Genomic DNA, 18,372 nt, shown 5'->3' on the forward strand with positions numbered 1-18,372 from the left:
GTCTCCTCCTAAATTATTGGATCATGGATTGTTACAAGCTTTACACCGTCCGGAAAGGTTGCTTCAACTTGAATTTGATCGATCATTTCCGGTATACCTTCCATCACATCTTGAGAAGTAAGGACATGTTTTCCTTCACTCATGAGTTGTTCAACCGACTTTCCTTCCCTAGCTCCTTCTAATATAAAACAGCTTAAAATAGCAGTTGCTTCTGGATAATTGAGTTTTAACCCTTTGGCTTTTCTTTTGAGGGCAAGTTCTCCAGCTAAATAGATTAGAAGTTTTTCTTTTTCCATCGGTGTTAGTCGCAAATTGTTCACCGCCTTACATTTAGTGTGAGCTTTTAATACACTGCCTGTTAATTCTTACTATTCACAATCTAATAGAAATTGTAGGGGATTAACAACAATAGCGTCAGAAAAGCTTACGATATTTTATTTTGATTCATCCTTTCCTGTTATTTATTCAAAAATTTAACATGTTAAGAAGGAAGCTTTTCTTGCAGCAGTAGTTGACATATTTGTATATACAAGTTACTATAAATAAAGCGGCTTTCTTGTATATACAAGTTATATGAAAGCGTATTTATTGGAGTTATTCTAACTAGAGAATAAGAACCTTTTATTAAGAAACATTAAAGGTTGGAATCATTAGTGTTATCCTAATTTTTATTATGAAATGTAAACGATAACAGAAGGAGAGTTGAATATGGGAGACGTGAATAAACAGTCAGTCGAGCAAATACTTGAAGCCATAGGAGGCAAAGAAAATATATCATCTGCCAGTCATTGTGTGACACGGTTGCGTTTTGCTTTACATGATGAAGGAAAAGTGAGTCAAGAGCAATTGAATAATATAGATTTGGTGAAAGGATCATTTTCTACAAATGGGCAGTTTCAAGTTATTATTGGGCAAGGCTTAGTTGATAAAATTTATAAAGAATTGGTAGCGTTAACAGGAATAGGAGAGGCGACTAAAGAAGATACAAAAAGTGCAGCGGAGAAAAATTTAAATCCACTCCAACGTGCTATTAAAACGTTAGCAGATATTTTTATTCCAATCCTACCAGCGATTGTTACAGCAGGTTTATTAATGGGGATTAATAACGTTTTAACAGCACCTGACATTTTTTATAAAGGACAAGGGCTAGTTGATGTTCATACACAGTGGGCAGATTTCGCTGGAATTATTAATTTAATTGCAAATACCGCCTTCGTCTTTCTTCCTGGATTAATTGGTTGGTCAGCGGTGAAAAGGTTTGGTGGTAATCCACTATTGGGAATCGTACTCGGGTTGATGCTTGTTCACCCTGATCTTTTAAATGCTTGGGCATACGGTGCTGCTAAAGAGGCAGGTGAAATCCCGTATTGGAACTTGTTTGGCTTAGATATTGCCAAAATAGGTTATCAAGGACAAGTATTACCGATTCTGTTTGCATCGTACGTTCTAGCAAAGATTGAAATTTTTCTTAATAAACGCGTTCCAGATGCGATAAAGCTATTAGTCGTAGCTCCAATTGCTTTATTAGTAACAGGGTTTTTAGCATTCATCCTGATTGGACCTATTACGTTTACAATTGGTAACTGGATAACTGCATTATTTGTAGGTATTTTCGATAATTTTGCAATTCTTGGTGGGCTACTGTATGGAGCAATTTATGCACCTTTAGTTATTACAGGGATGCACCATACATTCCTAGCAGTTGACTTACAACTTATAGGTTCTACCGGAGCAACATTCTTATGGCCTATTCTTGCTCTTTCAAATATTGCACAAGGCTCTGCAGCTCTAGCGATGTATTTTGCAACGAGAGATGAGAAGGTAAAAGGTTTATCCATGACCTCTTCTATATCAGCCTATTTAGGAATTACTGAACCCGCCATGTTTGGAGTGAACTTACGTTTTAGATATCCGTTCATTTGTGCAATTATTGGTTCAGCCATCGCTGCTATGTTTATTACAATGAATCGTGTATTAGCACCATCTATAGGAGTAGGTGGTTTACCAGCATTTTTCTCTATCGTTGCGGATAAATGGGTACCTTTTTTTATTGGGATGGGGATTGCCGTGATTGTTCCATTTATATTAACCTATCTCTTTGCGAAATTTAAAAAAGGGCAATAATGAATAAAGAAAATGCCATTGGTAGCCGATATGTACCAATGGTATTTTTCAAGAGGAAACGATGGTAGTTATTGATTAAGTAAATATGACATTGACAAGATAGAGAAAAGAAAAACTAAAACCATACAAAGTTTATGTACCTTAGTGGAAAATGAAATCATTAGGAGTGGTATAAAAATGAAGGAATGGTGGAGAAAATCAACAGTATATCAAATTTACCCAAAAAGTTTTAATGACACAACTGGTAATGGTGTTGGTGATCTACAAGGTATTATTGATAAATTAAGTTATTTAAAAAAGCTTGGTATTGATGTCATTTGGCTGACACCAATTTATAAATCACCTCAACGAGATAACGGTTATGATATTAGTGATTATTTTGCCATCCATGAAGAGTACGGAACGATGGAGGATTTCGATCGATTGTTAACAGAAGCGCATATTAGAGATATCAAGGTGATCATGGATATTGTCGTGAACCATAGCTCAACCGAACACGAATGGTTTAAGCAATCACAGCAATCCAAAGATAATCAATATCGTGATTTTTATATTTGGAAAGATCCTGTTGAAGGTGCAGAGCCAACGAACTGGGTTTCAAAGTTTGGTGGTTCCGCTTGGAAATATGATGAACAAACCGAGCAATATTATTTGCACCTCTTTGATGTGACGCAAGCTGATCTTAATTGGGAAAATGAAGAAGTGAGAAAACAAGTGTATGATATGATGCACTTCTGGTTCAAAAAAGGTGTTGATGGGTTTCGATTAGATGTTATTAATTTAATATCAAAAGATCAACAATTTCCTAATGATGACGGTTCTATTCATCCAAGTGACGGACGTAAATTTTATACAGATGGTCCAAGGGTCCACGAGTTTATGCAAGAAATGAATCGTGAAGTGTTTTCTCAATATGACAGTATGACGGTTGGTGAAATGTCATCTACAACGATTGATCATTGTATCAAATATACGCACCCAGATCGAAAAGAATTGAGCATGACGTTTAATTTTCATCATTTAAAGGTGGATTATCCGAACGGAGAAAAATGGGCCATCGGGAAAATAGATTTTCTCGCACTTAAAGATATACTTTCGAAATGGCAAGTTGAAATGCATAAAGGTGGAGGCTGGAATGCTCTGTTCTGGTGTAATCATGATCAGCCTCGTGTCGTTACTCGCTACGGAAATGACTCGGAATATCATAATGAATCTGCGAAAATGCTAGCAACGACCATCCATATGATGCAAGGAACACCATACATTTACCAAGGAGAAGAGTTCGGGATGACCGACCCAAAGTTTGATCACATTAGTGATTACCGTGATGTAGAAACGTTAAATTATTATGAGATTATGAAGCAAAAGGGTGTGGCAGAAGATGAAATCATGGAAATTATCAAACGAAAGTCTCGAGATAATTCAAGAACTCCTGTGCAATGGAATGATAAAATGAATGCTGGCTTCACGACAGGCACACCATGGATAAACGTTGCTAGTAATTACGGGGAAATTAATGCGGAAAGAGCATTGCAAGATAATAACTCTATTTTTTATCACTATCAAAAATTAATTCAATTACGTAAAGAATATGACATTATTACGTATGGTGATTATCAATTAATCGACCGAGCTCATCACCAGATTTTCGCCTATATTCGCTCATTGAAGGATGAGAAACTTCTTGTCATTAATAATTTTTCGGACAAAGAAGTATCTTACAAGCTACCTGATACGATGAATATCGATGCACATAATCATAAATTACTTATTGCCAACTATGATGAAGCTATTCAACTTACAAAGGTGATGAGTATTCGTCCATATGAATCGGTCGTTTATCATCTATCTAAGAAATGATATAATTGTAATTGGTGATATTTGTGAAAAATAAATACGTAAAAATATATGAAGAGCTTTCAACGAAAATACAAGTGGGAGATTATCCCGCAAATAGTCTGCTTCCTTCAGAAAATGACCTAGTCGAGTTATATGATACGTCAAGAGAAACGATCCGAAAAGCGCTAAAGCTATTATCAGAACACGGCTATATTCAAAAAGTGCAAGGAAAAGGTTCGATTGTGCTCGATGTTCAAAAGTTGAATTTTCCGATATCAGGGCTCGTCAGTTTTAAAGAGTTGGCAAAGAAAATGGGCAATCGTGCAAATACAATTGTTGAAGAGTTCAACGCAATGAAGGTAACCCCTTTTCTAAAAGAACAATTGAAGGCTGTAAATGAGGATGAAGTTTGGAAAGTCATTCGAATTCGTGAGATTACAAAGGAAAGGATTATCCTTGATAAAGACTTTATATTAAAAAAATATGTTCCGCATTTGACAAGGTCGATTTGTGAGAACTCGATCTATGAGTATATTGAACAAGAATTAGGATTAACAATTAGTTTTGCTAAAAAGGAAATTACCGTTGAAGAACCGACAGAAGAAGATCGACGTTTACTTGATCTTGAAGGGTTTGTAAACATTGTCGTTGTAAAAAACTTTGTCTATTTAGATGATGCAAGTTTGTTTCAATATACAGAGTCCAGGCACAGACCTGATAAATTTCGTTTCGTCGATTTTGCTAGAAGAAAATTAACTTAATCCATCGATCGCACCCCCACTTTACTTTTTGAATTTGAAGTGGGGGCTTTATCGTTAGGGGCGTCTCAGTAAAAAATCTGAGAGCGTCTTTTTTTTTTGCTCTTTTTTCAAAGATTGTTGCTTTTAGTTTTTGGACCGTAAGCCAAGCGGATGTTTGGCTCTTCACGCATAGCGTGAAGATTTTGAAAATAAAATAGCCGTTCAGACAAATGAATTTGTCTTGAAAAGGCTATTTTATTTTCAAAAAACGGCCAAAAGCAACAAAGTTTACGAAACAGCCTTTTTTTTGAGAAATAAGAACGTATCAATTTCGAGAATGACGCTTCCGCTTTTCTTTATTTGAAAAATAAATGTGTTAATAAATCTTACAACATTGTTGAACCCGTTTCTGAATATTTGATTTAATGTTTTTAACAAAAGGTAAGCAATATATGAAAAATGATTAATATTTGTAAATGGAAGTTTTGTTTCAGTTTTCATACTGAATGAAAAAAAGAAATTATAATAACATTAGGAGTGGTGTCAAATGAAAAAGATTTATTCGCTTTTAACAACCGTAGTAATAGCAGCATTGTTAATTACTCTATCGGCTTGTGGTAGCTCTTCTTCTACAAATGCAGGAGATAGTTCGGTAAGTTCCAATGATCAATTTCCTGACAAGCCTGTCCGTCTAGTTATTCCATATCCACCAGGTGGAGGAACGGATGTACTATTTCGTTTAGTTGCAAGTTATGCAGAGGAACATTTGGGACAAACAATCGTTCCGACTAATATGGCAGGGGCGACTGCAACAGTTGGATCACGACATGTCAAAGATGCAAAACCTGATGGGTATACTATTTTAGGCATTCACCAGGTTGCTGCAACAGCTTACCATACAGGAATTGTCGATTACGGGTTTTCAGCATTTGATCCAGTTATGATGATGACTTCTACGCCACACATCCCTGCAGTGAGTAGAGATTTTAGTGAAAAGAATAATGTGAAGGATGTTAATGATTTAATCGAGTATATTAAGGGAAATCCAAACGAAATGACTTGGGCATATACAACAGGTTCAGAGGACCATTATACAATTGCAGCGTTACTAGACGCTGCGGGTGTTGATCCGAAATCGTTAAATTATGTGAACTATGATGGGACAGGTCCTCAATATGCAGCACTTGTTGCTAATCAAGTAGAAGGTATGACGGCTGATTTTGCGTCTGGTAAAGGATATATTGAAGATGGTTCACTTGTACCTTTAGGTATGGTGTTTAATGAAAGAAATCCATTCTTACCAGAGGTTCCGACTTTGATCGAGCAAGGAATCGACTTCGCTGTAACCGTTGATAGAGGTATTTTAGCACCAAAAGATACACCAGAAGAAGTTATTGCAGTGCTTAGTGAAGCATTCAAAAAAGCCTTAGAAAACCCTGAATTACAAGAAAAAATCGAAGAGCTTGGAAGCTTTCCAAACTTTAAACCGACCGATGAATACACCTCACATTTAGAAGAATTAGATACAAAAATGGAAGAGTTAGCAGACAAAATGAAATTTGAGTAAGTTTTGTCTTAGGGGGAGTGGTTGTAGTGGTTAACAGAATTTTTTCGATACTTGTCTTAGTAGTAGCTGGAATATTTTTTATTGAGTCTCGAGGCTTTTCGGAAAAAACAGGGATGCAAACATTTGCTCCCTCCTTTTTTCCAAGTGTAATTATCATAGTAATGTCAATACTAGCACTCTCTCTTTTTATTCAGAGTTTTAAAGATAAACAAAAAGATGATCTATTAAAAAGCTTAAAGGTGTATATTATTGAACATTGGCGTGTTGTGATTACGCTAATTTTGCTCGTTATCTATATTTCTTTGTTACCAATCATCGGATTTTTAATCAGTACGATGCTCTTTTTATTAATGGTCTTTGCGATGCTAGGACCAATAAAAAGACAATATTTAGTGGTGAACGTACTGTTAGCAGTTATTTTACCGTTCGGTATTCAGTGGGTGTTTCAAAGCATATTAAAAATCTACTTACCATAGAAAGGAGTTGAACCCAATGGATATGACATCGATTATTTTAGCGATACAAGAGGTACTTCAACCCCTTACTCTATTATATCTGTTAATAGGAGTCTTCTTCGGTATTGTCGCTGGTGCTATTCCAGGTTTTACTTTTACGATGGCAATTATTTTAGCTTTTCCATTTACATTTGGTATGGCACCTGTTCAAGGTCTAACCTTAATGATCGGTATATATATTGGAGGTCTATCAGGAGGATTGATTTCTGGAATTTTATTAGGTATTCCAGGTACTCCATCATCAGTAGTTACAATATTTGATGGGTTCCCAATGTCCAAAAAGGGTCAATCAGCAAGGGCCTTAGGTATTGGAATAGCCTCTTCTGTGTTAGGAACTATTATTGGAGCTATATTACTTTTCTTTCTAGGTCCAATTATTTCTAAGGTAGCTCTTCAGTTTGGTCCGTGGGAAATCTTTGCCTTAGTTGTTTTTGCTTTAACACTCATCGCTGGTTTAAGTGGAGGAAATTTAACAAAAGGGCTCATTGCGGGTTGTTTAGGATTGTTAATTGGAACAATCGGAGTGGCACCAACAGGAACGATACGGTTTGATTTTGGATTTCCTAGTTTAACGGGTGGTTTATCACCCATACCCGTACTAATAGGTTTATTTGCCTTTTCGCAATTGTTAAAAAATATAGAGGAGATTAAGTTATCCTACTCATCCCAAGAAAAGTCAACATTAACAAAGAAAGTAAGCATTCCTTACCTACAAGTAATAAAAGATATTTATAAGGAAAAATGGAATTTGGTTCGCTCATCAACGATTGGTTGCTTTATAGGTGCACTGCCAGCTGCCGGTGCAGAATCTGCAAATTTTATAAGTTATGATCGTGCAAAAAAGGCAGCAAAAGACAAGGAGCAATATGGAAAAGGACATCCAGGTGGAATTGTAGCAGCGGAAAGCTCGAATAATTCAGTGGCTGGTGGAGCGTTTATTCCTACTATTACACTAGGTATACCTGGAGATGTGGCTCAAGCAGTTATGATTGGTGCGCTTATCTTACACGGAATCACTCCAGGACCTGGATTATTTTCACAGCAGCCAATTTTAGTTAACTCTATTTACGTAGCCATTATTTGTAGTGCACTATTTGTACTACTTTTACAAACTCTTTTACTGCCAATATTAATAAGAATTACGTTGGTTCCGAAGTCCCTTCTTATTCCAAGTATTCTAGTTTTTAGTACTGTTGGTGCTTTTGCGCTTAACAATAGACCGTTTGATATTTGGGTTGTACTCATTTTTGGCATAATTGGTTTTCTGCTTGAAAAAGCAAAGGTTCCATTAGGGCCAGTAATTTTAGGGTTGATTTTAGGACCGACACTTGAAGGTGAGATGACTAGAGCATTTCAAATTAGTTCTGAAATAAGTACTTTCTTTACTCGTCCAATCTCATTGGCATTTCTATTGTTAGCTATTGGTTCGATCTTTTTTTCCATACGTCAAAATAAAAAAGGTGTAGAACAATCAAGTGAATCATTAAAAAAGGTAGTGTAATAGTTGTTAAACGAATGAGCATTAAAGGTGGGAGATCTTTGGATAAAATTATTAGATGTAGGAGGATTTTCTGCGATGGCATTTGAGTATCATATTCCTAACCTTGTAATAGACGAGATTGATAGAAAAATACTTTCATATTTACATGAGAATAGTAGAATATCTTATACCGACTTAGGAAAAAAGGTGGATTTATCACGTGTAGCAGTTCAAGCACGTATTAACAGTCTAGTGGAAGAAGGCATTATTGAAAAATTTACTACTGTCATCAATCCGATTAAGATTGGTATACACGTTTCTGTCTTTTTTAATGTAGAAGTTGAACCAAAATATTTAGATAAAGTTGCATCTCACCTTGAAAATGAAGCTGCAGTAACAAGTTTGTATCATATGACAGGTCCAAGTAAACTGCATATGCATGGGATTTTTGCTAATGATCAGGATATGGAACGTTTTCTAATCGAGAAACTTTATGCATTAGAAGGTGTAGTTAGTGTAGATTGTCAAATGTTAATTAAGCGCTATAAGAGCCGTATGGGAATGAAATTATAGCTTATCGTTTCACTTTGTGTTGACCTCAACTTGACGTTAAATTGATTTGGAGGGAATAAAAGATGTTATATAACCGTGAGCGTGCCTATCGATCGACAACAATGGCTCCTAATGGAGTAATTACAACACCACATTATTTAGCTTCTCAAGCAGGAATGCAGGTATTACAAGAGGGAGGAAATGCAATTGAAGCAGCGATAGCCGCAGCCTCTACAATTGCCGTTGTATACCCACATATGAACAGTATAGGTGGAGATAATTTTTGGTTGATCTACAATGCTAGCAAACATGAATTAAGAGGGTTAAACAGTAGTGGTCGATCAGGAGAAAATGCAACTATTAATTTTTATAAACAAAAAAACTTAACTTCCATTCCTGCTAGAGGGTATTTATCAGCAAACACAGTACCTGGTGCAGTCGCTGGTTGGGAAAAAGCTTATGAATACGCTGTTAATTATATGGACAGTACGTTTTCTTGGGATAAATTATTAGGCTCTGCTATCCATTACGCAAAAGAAGGCTTTCCGGTTACACCGAGTCAAGAATACTGGACAAATGTAAACTTGGATGAGAAAGATCAACAGTTTCGTTATTTACAGCAGTTTTCAGAATTTGAAAAAGTTTACTTAAAGAATAGTGGTATGAGTTATAAAACTGGGGAAATAATGAAGCAGGAGGATTTGGCATTAACATTAGAAGGTATTGCTCATGAAGGTTCAAAGCTTTTTTATAAAGGAACACTGTCAGAGCGTATCATAGAAGATCTTCAAAAGTGTGGTGGAATTTTAACTCAGCGAGATTTTGAAGCTCATCAATCGAATTGGGTCGATCCTATTTCTGTCGATTACCGTGGTTATACGGCCTATAATTTACCTCCAAATACACAAGGGATGGCCTCTTTATCTATATTAAATATATTGAACAATTACAACTTAAGTACAATTCAAGAAGGTTCCTTCGAATACTACCACCTCCTCATTGAGGCTACTAAACAAGCATTTTCTGATCGTGATAAATGGTTAACAGATCCTGAGTTTTCAAATATTCCTGTAAATGAATTATTATCAAAGGAACATGGCATCAAACTTGCGGATAATATAAATTTTGAGAAAACATTTGAAACAGAAAAGCAGTTAGATCCTAAAGGAGATACTGTCTGGTTTGGAGTTGTTGATAAGGATGGAAACGCCGTTTCATTTATTCAAAGTATCTATCATGATTTTGGTTCTGGAATTATTCCAAAAGGTACCGGGGTGTTATTACAAAATCGAGGCAGCTTCTTTTCGCTCGATCCAAATCATGTAAATTGCTTACAGCCGAACAAACGGACATTTCACACATTAAACCCTGCCATGCTATTTAAAGGGAACGATCCATATCTCGTTTATGGGACAATGGGAGGCGAAGGACAGCCACAAACTCAAGCGGCATTAGTAACGAGAATCATTGATTATAACTTTAATGTTCAATCAGCAATAGAAGCACCTAGATGGTTATATGGTAGGACGTGGGGAGCAAGCTCAAACAGTTTAAAACTAGAAAATCGAATTTCAAAACATGTTGTTGAAGGGTTAATAAAGAAAGGACATACGATAGAAATAATGGAAGACTTTACTGATGTTATGGGCCATGCAGGTGCAATATTAATTGACCCTGAAAGCCAAGTAAAACATAGCGGAGCAGATCCTAGAGGAGATGGTGCTGCAATAGGATATTAAGCTGAAAAATGCAGTAAGTTACGCTTATAACTTTTTAGGAGAAATTTACGATGAATTTGAACCGTATCGAAATACAAAAAGTAATAAACCATTTACAAAATCAAAAAGAAAATTTCGACTTCAAAAATCCTTTTGCAATGACGGAGGAAGTGTATCAATACCTAAAGTATTACAAATTACCACATAAAAATATAAACTATAGAATGGGAGATCTTCCTGTTGATCATTATAAAATTAAAGTTCAGATGTTCTCCTCAATGCAACATACTAATGGTGAGGTTGTCTTATTGTTGCATGGGTATTTAGATCATGCTGGGGTATTAAGTGCGACGATACGGTTACTAACAGATGAAGGGTATACCGTTATTACTTTTGACTGGCCAGGACATGGTTTATCTAGTGGAGAACGAGCTAACATAAGTAATTTTAGTGAATATCAAAGAGTGTATGAGTCATTAATACAAGAAGTTAGAAGACAGTTTAGTTCGCCAATACATGTGATTGCACATAGTACGGGCGCTGCTGTAGTGATTAATAATTTACTTACACGTGACCAACAATATTTTCATTCAATTATTTTAGTGGCCCCACTTATACGTTCAAACCTATGGGCTGCTACAAAGTTTGGATACTATTTCATGAAGCCGATCGTAAAAAAAATAAAGCGGGTCATTCGTGAAAATAGTTCAGATCAACAATTTATTCAGTTTATTAAACAAGACCCATGTCAGCCAACAAACGTTCCTCTTAATTGGCTAAAAGCATTGATAGATTGGAATGATCAAATTCATGCAGTGAAAGGGAATGAACAGCGGGTTTTTGTACTCCAAGGAATTGACGATGAAACAGTTGACTGGAAATATAATTGTCGTTTTATTGCTAAATACTTACTAAATAGTAAAATTTGCTTGTTTGATGGTGGAAAGCATCATTTGCTTAATGAAAAACAGGAGATTCGTGTAAATGTGTATAAGCTACTTTTAGAAGAATTAAAGAGCGGAAACGTATTATAAACTTCAATCAGATTTATTAAAAAGGGTGACCGTCGAGGCACCCTTTTTGTGTGTTAAGAAAATATAGTTCTAAAACTTTCTTTTTTTTGCTTGTTCAACTGTTGCGTTTAAGTTTTGGAACTCTTTTGCTTTTCTTTCTTCGATTCGCTTTTCTATTTTATTTAAAGCGATAGGATCTTGAAGAAGTTGTTTCTTGTTTTCGAGAACTAACTCTTCAAAAGATGGTGCGTGTTTTCTCATCTCTCATCATACCTTTTGTTTTTTAATTTTTGGCTGTCTCCGTAAACTTTGTTACATTTTGGATCTATAGACGCAATGCGTGAAGTACCAAGCATTAGCTTGCCTATCAATCCAAATAGCAATGTCCTTTTAGAAAAGAGCCAATTTTTTATTTATAAGACTATTTTAATCTTACTTTGTATTAACAGTATTAAGATATTGTTACAATTTTTCGAAAAATATTTGAATTTAGTGAAGATTGTAAAATTATAGCGAATTATTGTGTCCGTATAGAGCAAGCACTCTGTTCATATTTATAAAAGATGAACAAATGGAAAGCAGGGGAGAACTAATGAATTATCGTCAGTACTCGTATAGGAACATGGAAGCTGCAACCATAATAAAACAACTATTGACGAGAGAAAGTACTTCCATCATCACCTATGATTACTTAATGGTCATTGCAGAAACTGAAGAAAGCAAACAATTGCTCAGTGAGGTTATTCAAATTAGGAGAAAAAATGATGAGAGGCTTAAATGGCTTTTTTTTCAATTATCAGGTCAAATGGTTACTGTTAATCAGGAAACCTTTGAAAAGCCAGATACTTACAAAGATGGAATAAGCATTAAAGTTAAACGTCAACAAAGAAGGCTAGACTTGTTGAAAGAATTATTTATGTGGATAACAGAAGTTCCATATCGAACAGTTGTAGACAATATTATTGTAGAAGAAGAATGGGTACTAGAAGTTCTTATCTACTTAGAAAGGTAAAAAACGGTGTGATATTTTTATCCACAATAATATCCACAACAAAAGGAGGCTATATATGAGTGTTTTTAAACTACTTCAAAACTTATCCACAATATCAACAAGCTACAGTTAAATTGAGGTAATATAGGTAAAAAATTATTTTAGAACTGTAAGCGATTACATTTGAAAAAGAGGTTTACAAACGACAAATACGTTGATAGAATATTCATAAATTTAAATAACGATTTAAAGCACTACAGGATTTAAGTTTAAGAGCACTATCTGATGAAAGGACCATCATAAACCGTGTTGAGTAGTCGTTGTCACTGGACAACAATGTTAGTGTATTGTTTTCGGTTTTAATTATCAGAATATTCATTAAATTTAACTTAGGGGGAGTTAGCTATGACGGTTACAGTTGAGATGAGAGTATTAGAAGAGATGGAAAAGAAAATTGAAAAATTGACCATGGAAATTCGTGAACTGCGTAATAATGAAAGTGGTTTTGAACCATTAGAAACGGACCTATTCTTAACAGAAGTATATAACTAATTTAAGCTATTTTCGATGAGGCTGACTTTCAGTGATAGTGAATTACTACTCAACTATTAATATAGGGGCTAAAGAGATAAGGAGCACTATATTCAAAAGTTTTGTGGTGTAAATGCACTGTTAAGTCAGTCTCTTTTCGTGAAAATGGAATAGAAATAGGGAGAGAACAATATGTTAGAAGGAATTCGTATCTTAGACTTTTCACAATACTTACCTGGGCCATATGCGAGTTTGCGGCTTGGGGATATGGGAGCAGAAGTGATTAAAGTTGAACCGCTAACAGGTGATCCAGCTCGTACACTTGGAGATAAACGAGATGGCACTGGGTTGATTTTTTTAGCGAATAACCGTAATAAAAAAAGTATTGCACTGAACTTAAAGGAAAAGGAGGGCAAGCAGGTTGCCCTTGATTTAATGAAAAAATCAGATGTAGTTATTGAAAGCTTTCGACCAGGTGTCATGGAGCGCCTCGGTTTAGGTTATGAGGATGTAAAATGTGAAAATAAAAATATCATATATCTTTCAATGACAGGATATGGTCAAGATACGGCACTTAGCCATTTTGGTAGTCATGATATCAACTACATTGCATTAAGTGGTTTACTTAGTCAATTGAAAGATAAAAACGATGAACCTGTCCATCCAACGATTACGTTAGCGGATTTAGCCGGAGGAATGGCTACTTCAGAAGCTATTTTAGCTGCGCTCGTTCAGCGTTCTATTAAAAAGGAAGGCAGTTATATTGACTTATCGTTAACAGATGTGATGGTTTCTCTGATGAATAATCATGTACTCATAGCTAGTGAAAAAGGGAGCCAGCGAGGTGTTGCGGAGTTAACGGGATCCATCGTCTCCTATCACGTTTATAAAACAAAGGATAACCGGTACATGAGTTTAGGGGCTTTAGAACCGAAGTTTTGGATTAATTTTTGTAATGCTATTGGTAAAGATGAATGGGTACCTGCACACATGTCAGAAACAACTGAAGACAATCCGGTATATTGTGATATAAAGGAGTTATTTTTGTCATACTCGATGCATGAATGGATGAGCTTTTCACAAAAGGTTGACTGCTGTATGGCGCCAGTCCTAGAACCTGGCGAATTAACATCCTCTAAATACGTTGAAGAACGGCATTTAATATTCACTCCTTTTGATGGATACCCGGAGGTGGCAACTACATATGATAAAGAAAAAGGGGCTTTTCCAGAGCTGCACCCTGCTCCAGGTTTGGGAGAACATACAGATGCGATACTTGCAGACGTTCTACATTATGATGATGAAGAGATTGCTAAGTTAAAAACGAAAAAAGTCGTTAAAGCTAATGAAGTTTATCATGGCGTTTACTAAAGAAAAAATTAGTGAAATTGTACTATCCATTTAACTTTTGATTTATTGAAGGGGTTTTCCTTTTTTCCTTAAAGAAATATTGCTAAACTAAAGTTATGAAAGTATTTCCAGAGGAGGGAGACCAATGGAGAAAAAGCAATGCCAATCAGTTTATAAAGGGATCATTGTTGGTAGTACAATCGTTGTAACGGCTCTATTAGCATACCCTAAAACGAGAAAGAAAATTGTCGAAGGTACAGAGGAATTAAAGCATGCTGCTCAAGATGCAACAATATACATCAAAGAAAATCGTGAGGAAATTATAGGTAAAATTAAAAATACAAGTACACAAATTTCAGATGCGCTCCGTTCCGTTAGTGAGGATGTAAAGCAAATATCAGAAAGTGTCCAGCATATTAAAACGAGTTCGCTTGAAGTTATTGATGCAGCCAAAGGTGCGGCTGATGATTTCAAAAAAATCAAAGAAACGAAAAAAGAAGATCCACTTGAAGGGATATAATTCCTGTCAAAAGATCTGCATAATTTTATCATTATGCGACATCATAATGGAGGAGGACGGCAGCTGCTATCCTCCACATAAGTTTTCACCATTAAGCTGAAGGAAATAACGATTGTTAATCAATACCTCAAGAGGTGGTTGCATTGTACAATTATGCCGAAAGTGTAAATTGTTAAGTAACTTCATTGAAAGAGGTGTTACCGAAAAACAAATATCGTTACGGCCCCAGAAGCATTTGAAGTTATGGTGAAGAACTTTCGAAAAAGGTGACCCTTTAACGGTGTCACCTTTTTCGATTTACAATGTTTGGGTCACATAATATATAGGGATGTAAAGGAGAATCTTTTTTGAAAAAATTTTTTTAAAACGTACATAGTATTTCGTAAGCGGGACATCATAATAACCGAGGACGGCAGTTAGCTATCCTCAATTAACAAGTTCACATCGAATGAATAAAATTACGGTAATAACATTTTGTCAGTAAATACCTCAGAGGTGAATTGCGTTGAACAATTATGCGGAAAGTGTAATTCGTTAATAACAAATTCGTTGAAAGAGGTGTCTGTGAAAGACAAAAATCGTTACGACCCCAGAAAGTAATTTTTTGAAATAATGATGTGGAACTTGTATAGAAGGTGGTCACTTACGTTGGCCGCCTTCTTCTACTAATTGGAGAGGTGACGCGCATGAGTAATAAAAAACATAAGAATAAAAACAAATCAAGTAATAAACATGCAAATGGTCACAAGACAAGTAGTTCAGCTAATAAATCAAACGGTTATCACTAAATTTTTAAGGAGCACTGAAAAAAGTGCTTCTTTTTTTTGTTTTATTACGAATATAAATGGTAATAGGGTTATATATCTTGTCCTAAAGGGGGAATAATTTTGGCTTTTTCAAAACGGTTAGAGGAATTAAGGGTGTCCCATTGTGACAAGGGTGTATTAACCATTTATTTAAATACACTTCGATCTGGTCAAGATGACTGGAAATTACAACTGAAAAATGGCTTGAAGAAATTAGAGCAATACGTAAAAGTAAGAAATGACACAGAAGAATTAAAGAATTATTGTTCTGTTAAAAAGAAGGTAGAAAAGCAGCTCTTAGAAAGACAACATAACATGCAAAAAGCAGTTGTTATTTTTGCCTCGTCGAATGCGGAAGTGTGGGAGATTTATGATTTGCAACTTTCAGTGGAGAATAATTTTTATTGGGAAAAGCAACCGATGATTGGACAATTAGATACGATTCAACAACAATACCCTGCAAGTGGAGTGCTATTACTTCAGCAAAACGACCTGTTAGCTTTAAATACCCGTCTTGGCGAAGTGACAGAGGAAATACGGTATACCTTAAATGTTGATGATGACAATTGGAGAAAATATGAAGGAACAGCCACTATTGAACGTTTGGGATCAAGTACTAGCCATAAAGATCAGTATCAAGAAAGAATAGAAGTAAATCAACAACGGTGGTTAAGGAGACTGGCACCATTGATCGATCAAAAGTCTCAAGAGTGTCAATGGAAAGGAGTTTATATTGTTGGTTCACAGGAACTGGCAAAGGAACTAAGTAAATACTTACAAACAAAAATCATTAAAGTCATACCGAAAAATTTATCTTCATTGCCAAGTCATAAAGTAGTTGGGGAAGTGATTGGATAAAAGAAGGAGGCTGGCTTTTTACCGAGAGCCTGTTCGGTTGAGAGAAAAAATTTGAAATAACAAATCAATTAACAGTAATCTAGAGTGAACAATTATTTGAAATTTAAAAATCGCATTGGACTTCAACTGCCAATGCGATTTGTTGTGATTATTGATTTCATCATTGAACACCGAGAACGGTATTTGTTGAAAAAAGACATACACCTTAATCTGTAAATTTATAATCAACTTTAATATTATGCAGTTTATTGTAATACCCATGGATAGATATTCAAGAAAAATATTTTTAGAGAAAAGACTAATATTTTAGCATAAAAGGGTGACGAATAATTGGAATCTTTGTAAAATAAAGAAGATAAAAGACAAGGGAAGTGTTTTAATGGAGTTTATATTGAAGGAAAATGGCTTTAAAACAGACTTTGAATATGGAACATTACATGTTTCGGGGAATGAAGAGTTTGGCTTTAGGCCATATCAGTTGTTAGTTTCATCAGTTGCTGTTTGTAGTGGCGGAGTATTGCGAAAAGTATTGGAGAAAAAAAGAATTGAATATAAGGATATTAAGGTAAGTGCTAAAGTAACAAGAAATTCTGAAGGAGCACAAGAGATACAAAAGATTCATATGCACTTTACGATCATAGGTTCAAACTTAAGTGAAGAAAAAATTGAAAAGTCATTAGTTGTTACGAGAAAGAATTGCTCAATGGTTCAATCGGTGAAGGATAGTATTGAAATTACTGAATCGTTTGAGATTGTAGAAGGATGAATAAGTCGATAATAGGGATATCATTGACGGTAGGTGCTGTATTACAAGGATTATCGATGTCCCTTTTTTTATTCCCGCATGCCATACCTTCAGGTGGAGCAGCTGGAGTTGCGATTTTATTTGAACACCTTCTATCTATTAAGTACGAACTAACATTATGGGTATTTAACTTTTTCCTATTAGCTATTGCCTATAAATGGATCGGGTTATTTAGTGTATTAAAAACTCTATACTCTGTAACAATGACTTCGATTACTATAGGGTTAGTAAACCCTTTTTTAAGTGGAACAATTTCTTTTGTTTATACGGATATGTTTTTTGGTGCATTTTTATTTGGGTTTGGGGTTAGTTTATTGTTTGTCAGTGGAGCGTCATCTGGTGGGATTGCAATTATCGTACACGTTCTTCATAAGAAATTTAATCTAATGCCAGGGAAGTTACTTTTTATTTTTAATTCAGTGATCTTTTTGTCATTGGCGATTGTCATTGATTTGGTCTTATTAATTTTTGCTCTCGCTACTCAATTTATTTCTGCAAAGATCATTGACCTTTTTTATAAAATGTTTAATCATTATTTATTGAATGAACAAGCAATTGTCTCAAAATAATGAGTGATAAAAAGGTAGATATTATTTTTATATAATTTATTGTTGACGAATGAAGAAATAAGTCATATAATAATTTTTGTCGCTAACGCGATGGTCGTTTCAATCAATTTCCATTCCAAAAAAGTTTTAAAAAAAGACTTGCTTTTGTGTTTGGATTTTGGTAAGATAATTCTTGTCGCTGCTAACGCAAGCGGTAAAAAAGTTCTTTGAAAACTGAACAAAAAGCCAAGCGAAATAAAGAGATACATGATATCTCGTCAATGTTTTAAAACGTCACGTTTGTGACAATGAGCTTAATCAAACACTTTTATGGAGAGTTTGATCCTGGCTCAGGACGAACGCTGGCGGCGTGCCTAATACATGCAAGTCGAGCGGACCAATTAAGAGCTTGCTC

General features: G+C 35.3%; 18 protein-coding genes and 1 rRNA gene. 17 read left to right on the top strand and 2 right to left on the bottom strand.

All coding sequences use genetic code 11. From position 1 onward, the window contains the following. Positions 1-8: 8 nt before the first annotated feature. Positions 9-311: an urease subunit gamma gene (gene ureA / locus J0N78_RS25955; RefSeq protein WP_247747443.1), complete on the bottom strand. Its 303-nt coding sequence runs from the start codon at positions 309-311 to the stop codon at positions 9-11. Positions 312-708: 397 nt separating this feature from the next. Between ureA and treP the strand changes: the two genes are divergently transcribed. The 9 genes from treP to J0N78_RS19830 all read left to right on the top strand — a co-directional run bounded on the left by treP (position 709) and on the right by J0N78_RS19830 (position 11,569). Further along, a complete protein-coding gene (treP, locus tag J0N78_RS19790; RefSeq protein ID WP_209124852.1) occupies positions 709-2,124 on the top strand; it encodes a PTS system trehalose-specific EIIBC component in 1,416 nt (471 codons plus the stop codon). 177 nt (positions 2,125-2,301) lie between these two features. Beyond that, positions 2,302-3,984: an alpha,alpha-phosphotrehalase gene (gene treC / locus J0N78_RS19795; protein WP_209124853.1), complete on the top strand. Its 1,683-nt coding sequence runs from the start codon at positions 2,302-2,304 to the stop codon at positions 3,982-3,984. Between the two features lie 23 nt (positions 3,985-4,007). Further along, positions 4,008-4,724 (top strand): trehalose operon repressor, encoded by a 717-nt coding sequence (gene treR / locus J0N78_RS19800; RefSeq protein ID WP_209124854.1) that lies wholly within the window; start codon positions 4,008-4,010, stop codon positions 4,722-4,724. A 526-nt stretch (positions 4,725-5,250) separates the two neighbouring features. Continuing rightward, positions 5,251-6,270: a tripartite tricarboxylate transporter substrate binding protein gene (locus tag J0N78_RS19805; protein WP_209124855.1), complete on the top strand. Its 1,020-nt coding sequence runs from the start codon at positions 5,251-5,253 to the stop codon at positions 6,268-6,270. A 26-nt stretch (positions 6,271-6,296) separates the two neighbouring features. Continuing rightward, positions 6,297-6,746, top strand: a complete 450-nt coding sequence (locus tag J0N78_RS19810; RefSeq protein ID WP_209124856.1) for a tripartite tricarboxylate transporter TctB family protein — start codon at positions 6,297-6,299, stop codon at positions 6,744-6,746. 16 nt (positions 6,747-6,762) lie between these two features. After that, on the top strand, positions 6,763-8,286 hold the full coding sequence (locus J0N78_RS19815) for a tripartite tricarboxylate transporter permease (RefSeq protein WP_209124857.1): 1,524 nt from the start codon (positions 6,763-6,765) through the stop codon (positions 8,284-8,286). Positions 8,287-8,361: 75 nt separating this feature from the next. Beyond that, positions 8,362-8,838, top strand: a complete 477-nt coding sequence (chrS, locus tag J0N78_RS19820; protein WP_209124858.1) for a chromate efflux transcriptional regulator ChrS — start codon at positions 8,362-8,364, stop codon at positions 8,836-8,838. A 62-nt stretch (positions 8,839-8,900) separates the two neighbouring features. Next, positions 8,901-10,556, top strand: coding sequence for a gamma-glutamyltransferase (ggt, locus tag J0N78_RS19825; protein ID WP_209124859.1), 1,656 nt, complete (start codon positions 8,901-8,903; stop codon positions 10,554-10,556). A 50-nt stretch (positions 10,557-10,606) separates the two neighbouring features. Then, on the top strand, positions 10,607-11,569 hold the full coding sequence (locus tag J0N78_RS19830; RefSeq protein WP_209124860.1) for an alpha/beta hydrolase: 963 nt from the start codon (positions 10,607-10,609) through the stop codon (positions 11,567-11,569). A gap of 69 nt (positions 11,570-11,638) precedes the next feature. Here J0N78_RS19830 and J0N78_RS19835 read toward each other — a convergent pair whose 3' ends face one another. Continuing rightward, on the bottom strand, positions 11,639-11,809 hold the full coding sequence (locus tag J0N78_RS19835; protein WP_209124861.1) for an FbpB family small basic protein: 171 nt from the start codon (positions 11,807-11,809) through the stop codon (positions 11,639-11,641). Positions 11,810-12,140: 331 nt separating this feature from the next. Between J0N78_RS19835 and J0N78_RS19840 the strand changes: the two genes are divergently transcribed. The 8 genes from J0N78_RS19840 to J0N78_RS19875 form a co-directional block, all read left to right on the top strand. Then, positions 12,141-12,560, top strand: a complete 420-nt coding sequence (locus J0N78_RS19840; RefSeq protein ID WP_209124862.1) for a hypothetical protein — start codon at positions 12,141-12,143, stop codon at positions 12,558-12,560. A gap of 384 nt (positions 12,561-12,944) precedes the next feature. Next, the gene (locus J0N78_RS19845) at positions 12,945-13,091 is read left to right on the top strand and encodes a hypothetical protein (RefSeq protein WP_209124863.1); all 147 of its coding nucleotides are present in this window, start codon (positions 12,945-12,947) and stop codon (positions 13,089-13,091) included. A 171-nt stretch (positions 13,092-13,262) separates the two neighbouring features. Further along, entirely contained in the window at positions 13,263-14,441 is a 1,179-nt protein-coding gene (locus J0N78_RS19850; RefSeq protein WP_209124864.1) for a CaiB/BaiF CoA transferase family protein, read from the top strand. A 124-nt stretch (positions 14,442-14,565) separates the two neighbouring features. Then, positions 14,566-14,940, top strand: a complete 375-nt coding sequence (locus J0N78_RS19855) for a YtxH domain-containing protein (protein ID WP_209124865.1) — start codon at positions 14,566-14,568, stop codon at positions 14,938-14,940. Positions 14,941-15,827: 887 nt separating this feature from the next. Continuing rightward, positions 15,828-16,604 carry a VLRF1 family aeRF1-type release factor gene (locus tag J0N78_RS19860; RefSeq protein ID WP_209124866.1) on the top strand — a complete coding sequence of 259 codons (777 nt, stop codon included), beginning with the start codon at positions 15,828-15,830 and terminating at the stop codon, positions 16,602-16,604. Positions 16,605-16,983: 379 nt separating this feature from the next. Then, a complete protein-coding gene (locus J0N78_RS19865; RefSeq protein ID WP_209124867.1) occupies positions 16,984-17,370 on the top strand; it encodes an OsmC family protein in 387 nt (128 codons plus the stop codon). Beyond that, positions 17,367-17,978, top strand: coding sequence for a YitT family protein (locus tag J0N78_RS19870; protein WP_209124868.1), 612 nt, complete (start codon positions 17,367-17,369; stop codon positions 17,976-17,978). Before J0N78_RS19865 ends, J0N78_RS19870 begins: the two co-directional genes overlap by 4 nt. A gap of 306 nt (positions 17,979-18,284) precedes the next feature. Continuing rightward, positions 18,285-18,372, top strand: a 16S ribosomal RNA gene (locus J0N78_RS19875); the annotation flags it as partial.

Origin of the sequence: Alkalihalobacillus sp. BA299, assembly GCF_017745675.1 — a bacterium.
In the GTDB taxonomy this organism is placed as follows: domain Bacteria; phylum Bacillota; class Bacilli; order Bacillales; family Bacillaceae_F; genus Alkalihalobacterium.

Bases quoted from the DNA above. Each gene is read 5' to 3' on its own strand.
- J0N78_RS19840 (WP_209124862.1), top strand. From the start codon at position 12,141: ATGAATTATCGTCAGTACTCGTATAGGAACATGGAAGCTGCAACCATA.
- J0N78_RS19835 (WP_209124861.1), bottom strand. From the start codon at position 11,809: ATGAGAAAACACGCACCATCTTTTGAAGAGTTAGTTCTCGAAAACAAG.
- chrS (WP_209124858.1), top strand. From the start codon at position 8,362: ATGGCATTTGAGTATCATATTCCTAACCTTGTAATAGACGAGATTGAT.
- ggt (WP_209124859.1), top strand. From the start codon at position 8,901: ATGTTATATAACCGTGAGCGTGCCTATCGATCGACAACAATGGCTCCT.
- J0N78_RS19850 (WP_209124864.1), top strand. From the start codon at position 13,263: ATGTTAGAAGGAATTCGTATCTTAGACTTTTCACAATACTTACCTGGG.
- J0N78_RS19845 (WP_209124863.1), top strand. From the start codon at position 12,945: ATGACGGTTACAGTTGAGATGAGAGTATTAGAAGAGATGGAAAAGAAA.
- J0N78_RS19870 (WP_209124868.1), top strand. From the start codon at position 17,367: ATGAATAAGTCGATAATAGGGATATCATTGACGGTAGGTGCTGTATTA.
- J0N78_RS19805 (WP_209124855.1), top strand. From the start codon at position 5,251: ATGAAAAAGATTTATTCGCTTTTAACAACCGTAGTAATAGCAGCATTG.
- treP (WP_209124852.1), top strand. From the start codon at position 709: ATGGGAGACGTGAATAAACAGTCAGTCGAGCAAATACTTGAAGCCATA.
- J0N78_RS19830 (WP_209124860.1), top strand. From the start codon at position 10,607: ATGAATTTGAACCGTATCGAAATACAAAAAGTAATAAACCATTTACAA.
- J0N78_RS19865 (WP_209124867.1), top strand. From the start codon at position 16,984: ATGGAGTTTATATTGAAGGAAAATGGCTTTAAAACAGACTTTGAATAT.
- treC (WP_209124853.1), top strand. From the start codon at position 2,302: ATGAAGGAATGGTGGAGAAAATCAACAGTATATCAAATTTACCCAAAA.
- J0N78_RS19855 (WP_209124865.1), top strand. From the start codon at position 14,566: ATGGAGAAAAAGCAATGCCAATCAGTTTATAAAGGGATCATTGTTGGT.
- J0N78_RS19815 (WP_209124857.1), top strand. From the start codon at position 6,763: ATGGATATGACATCGATTATTTTAGCGATACAAGAGGTACTTCAACCC.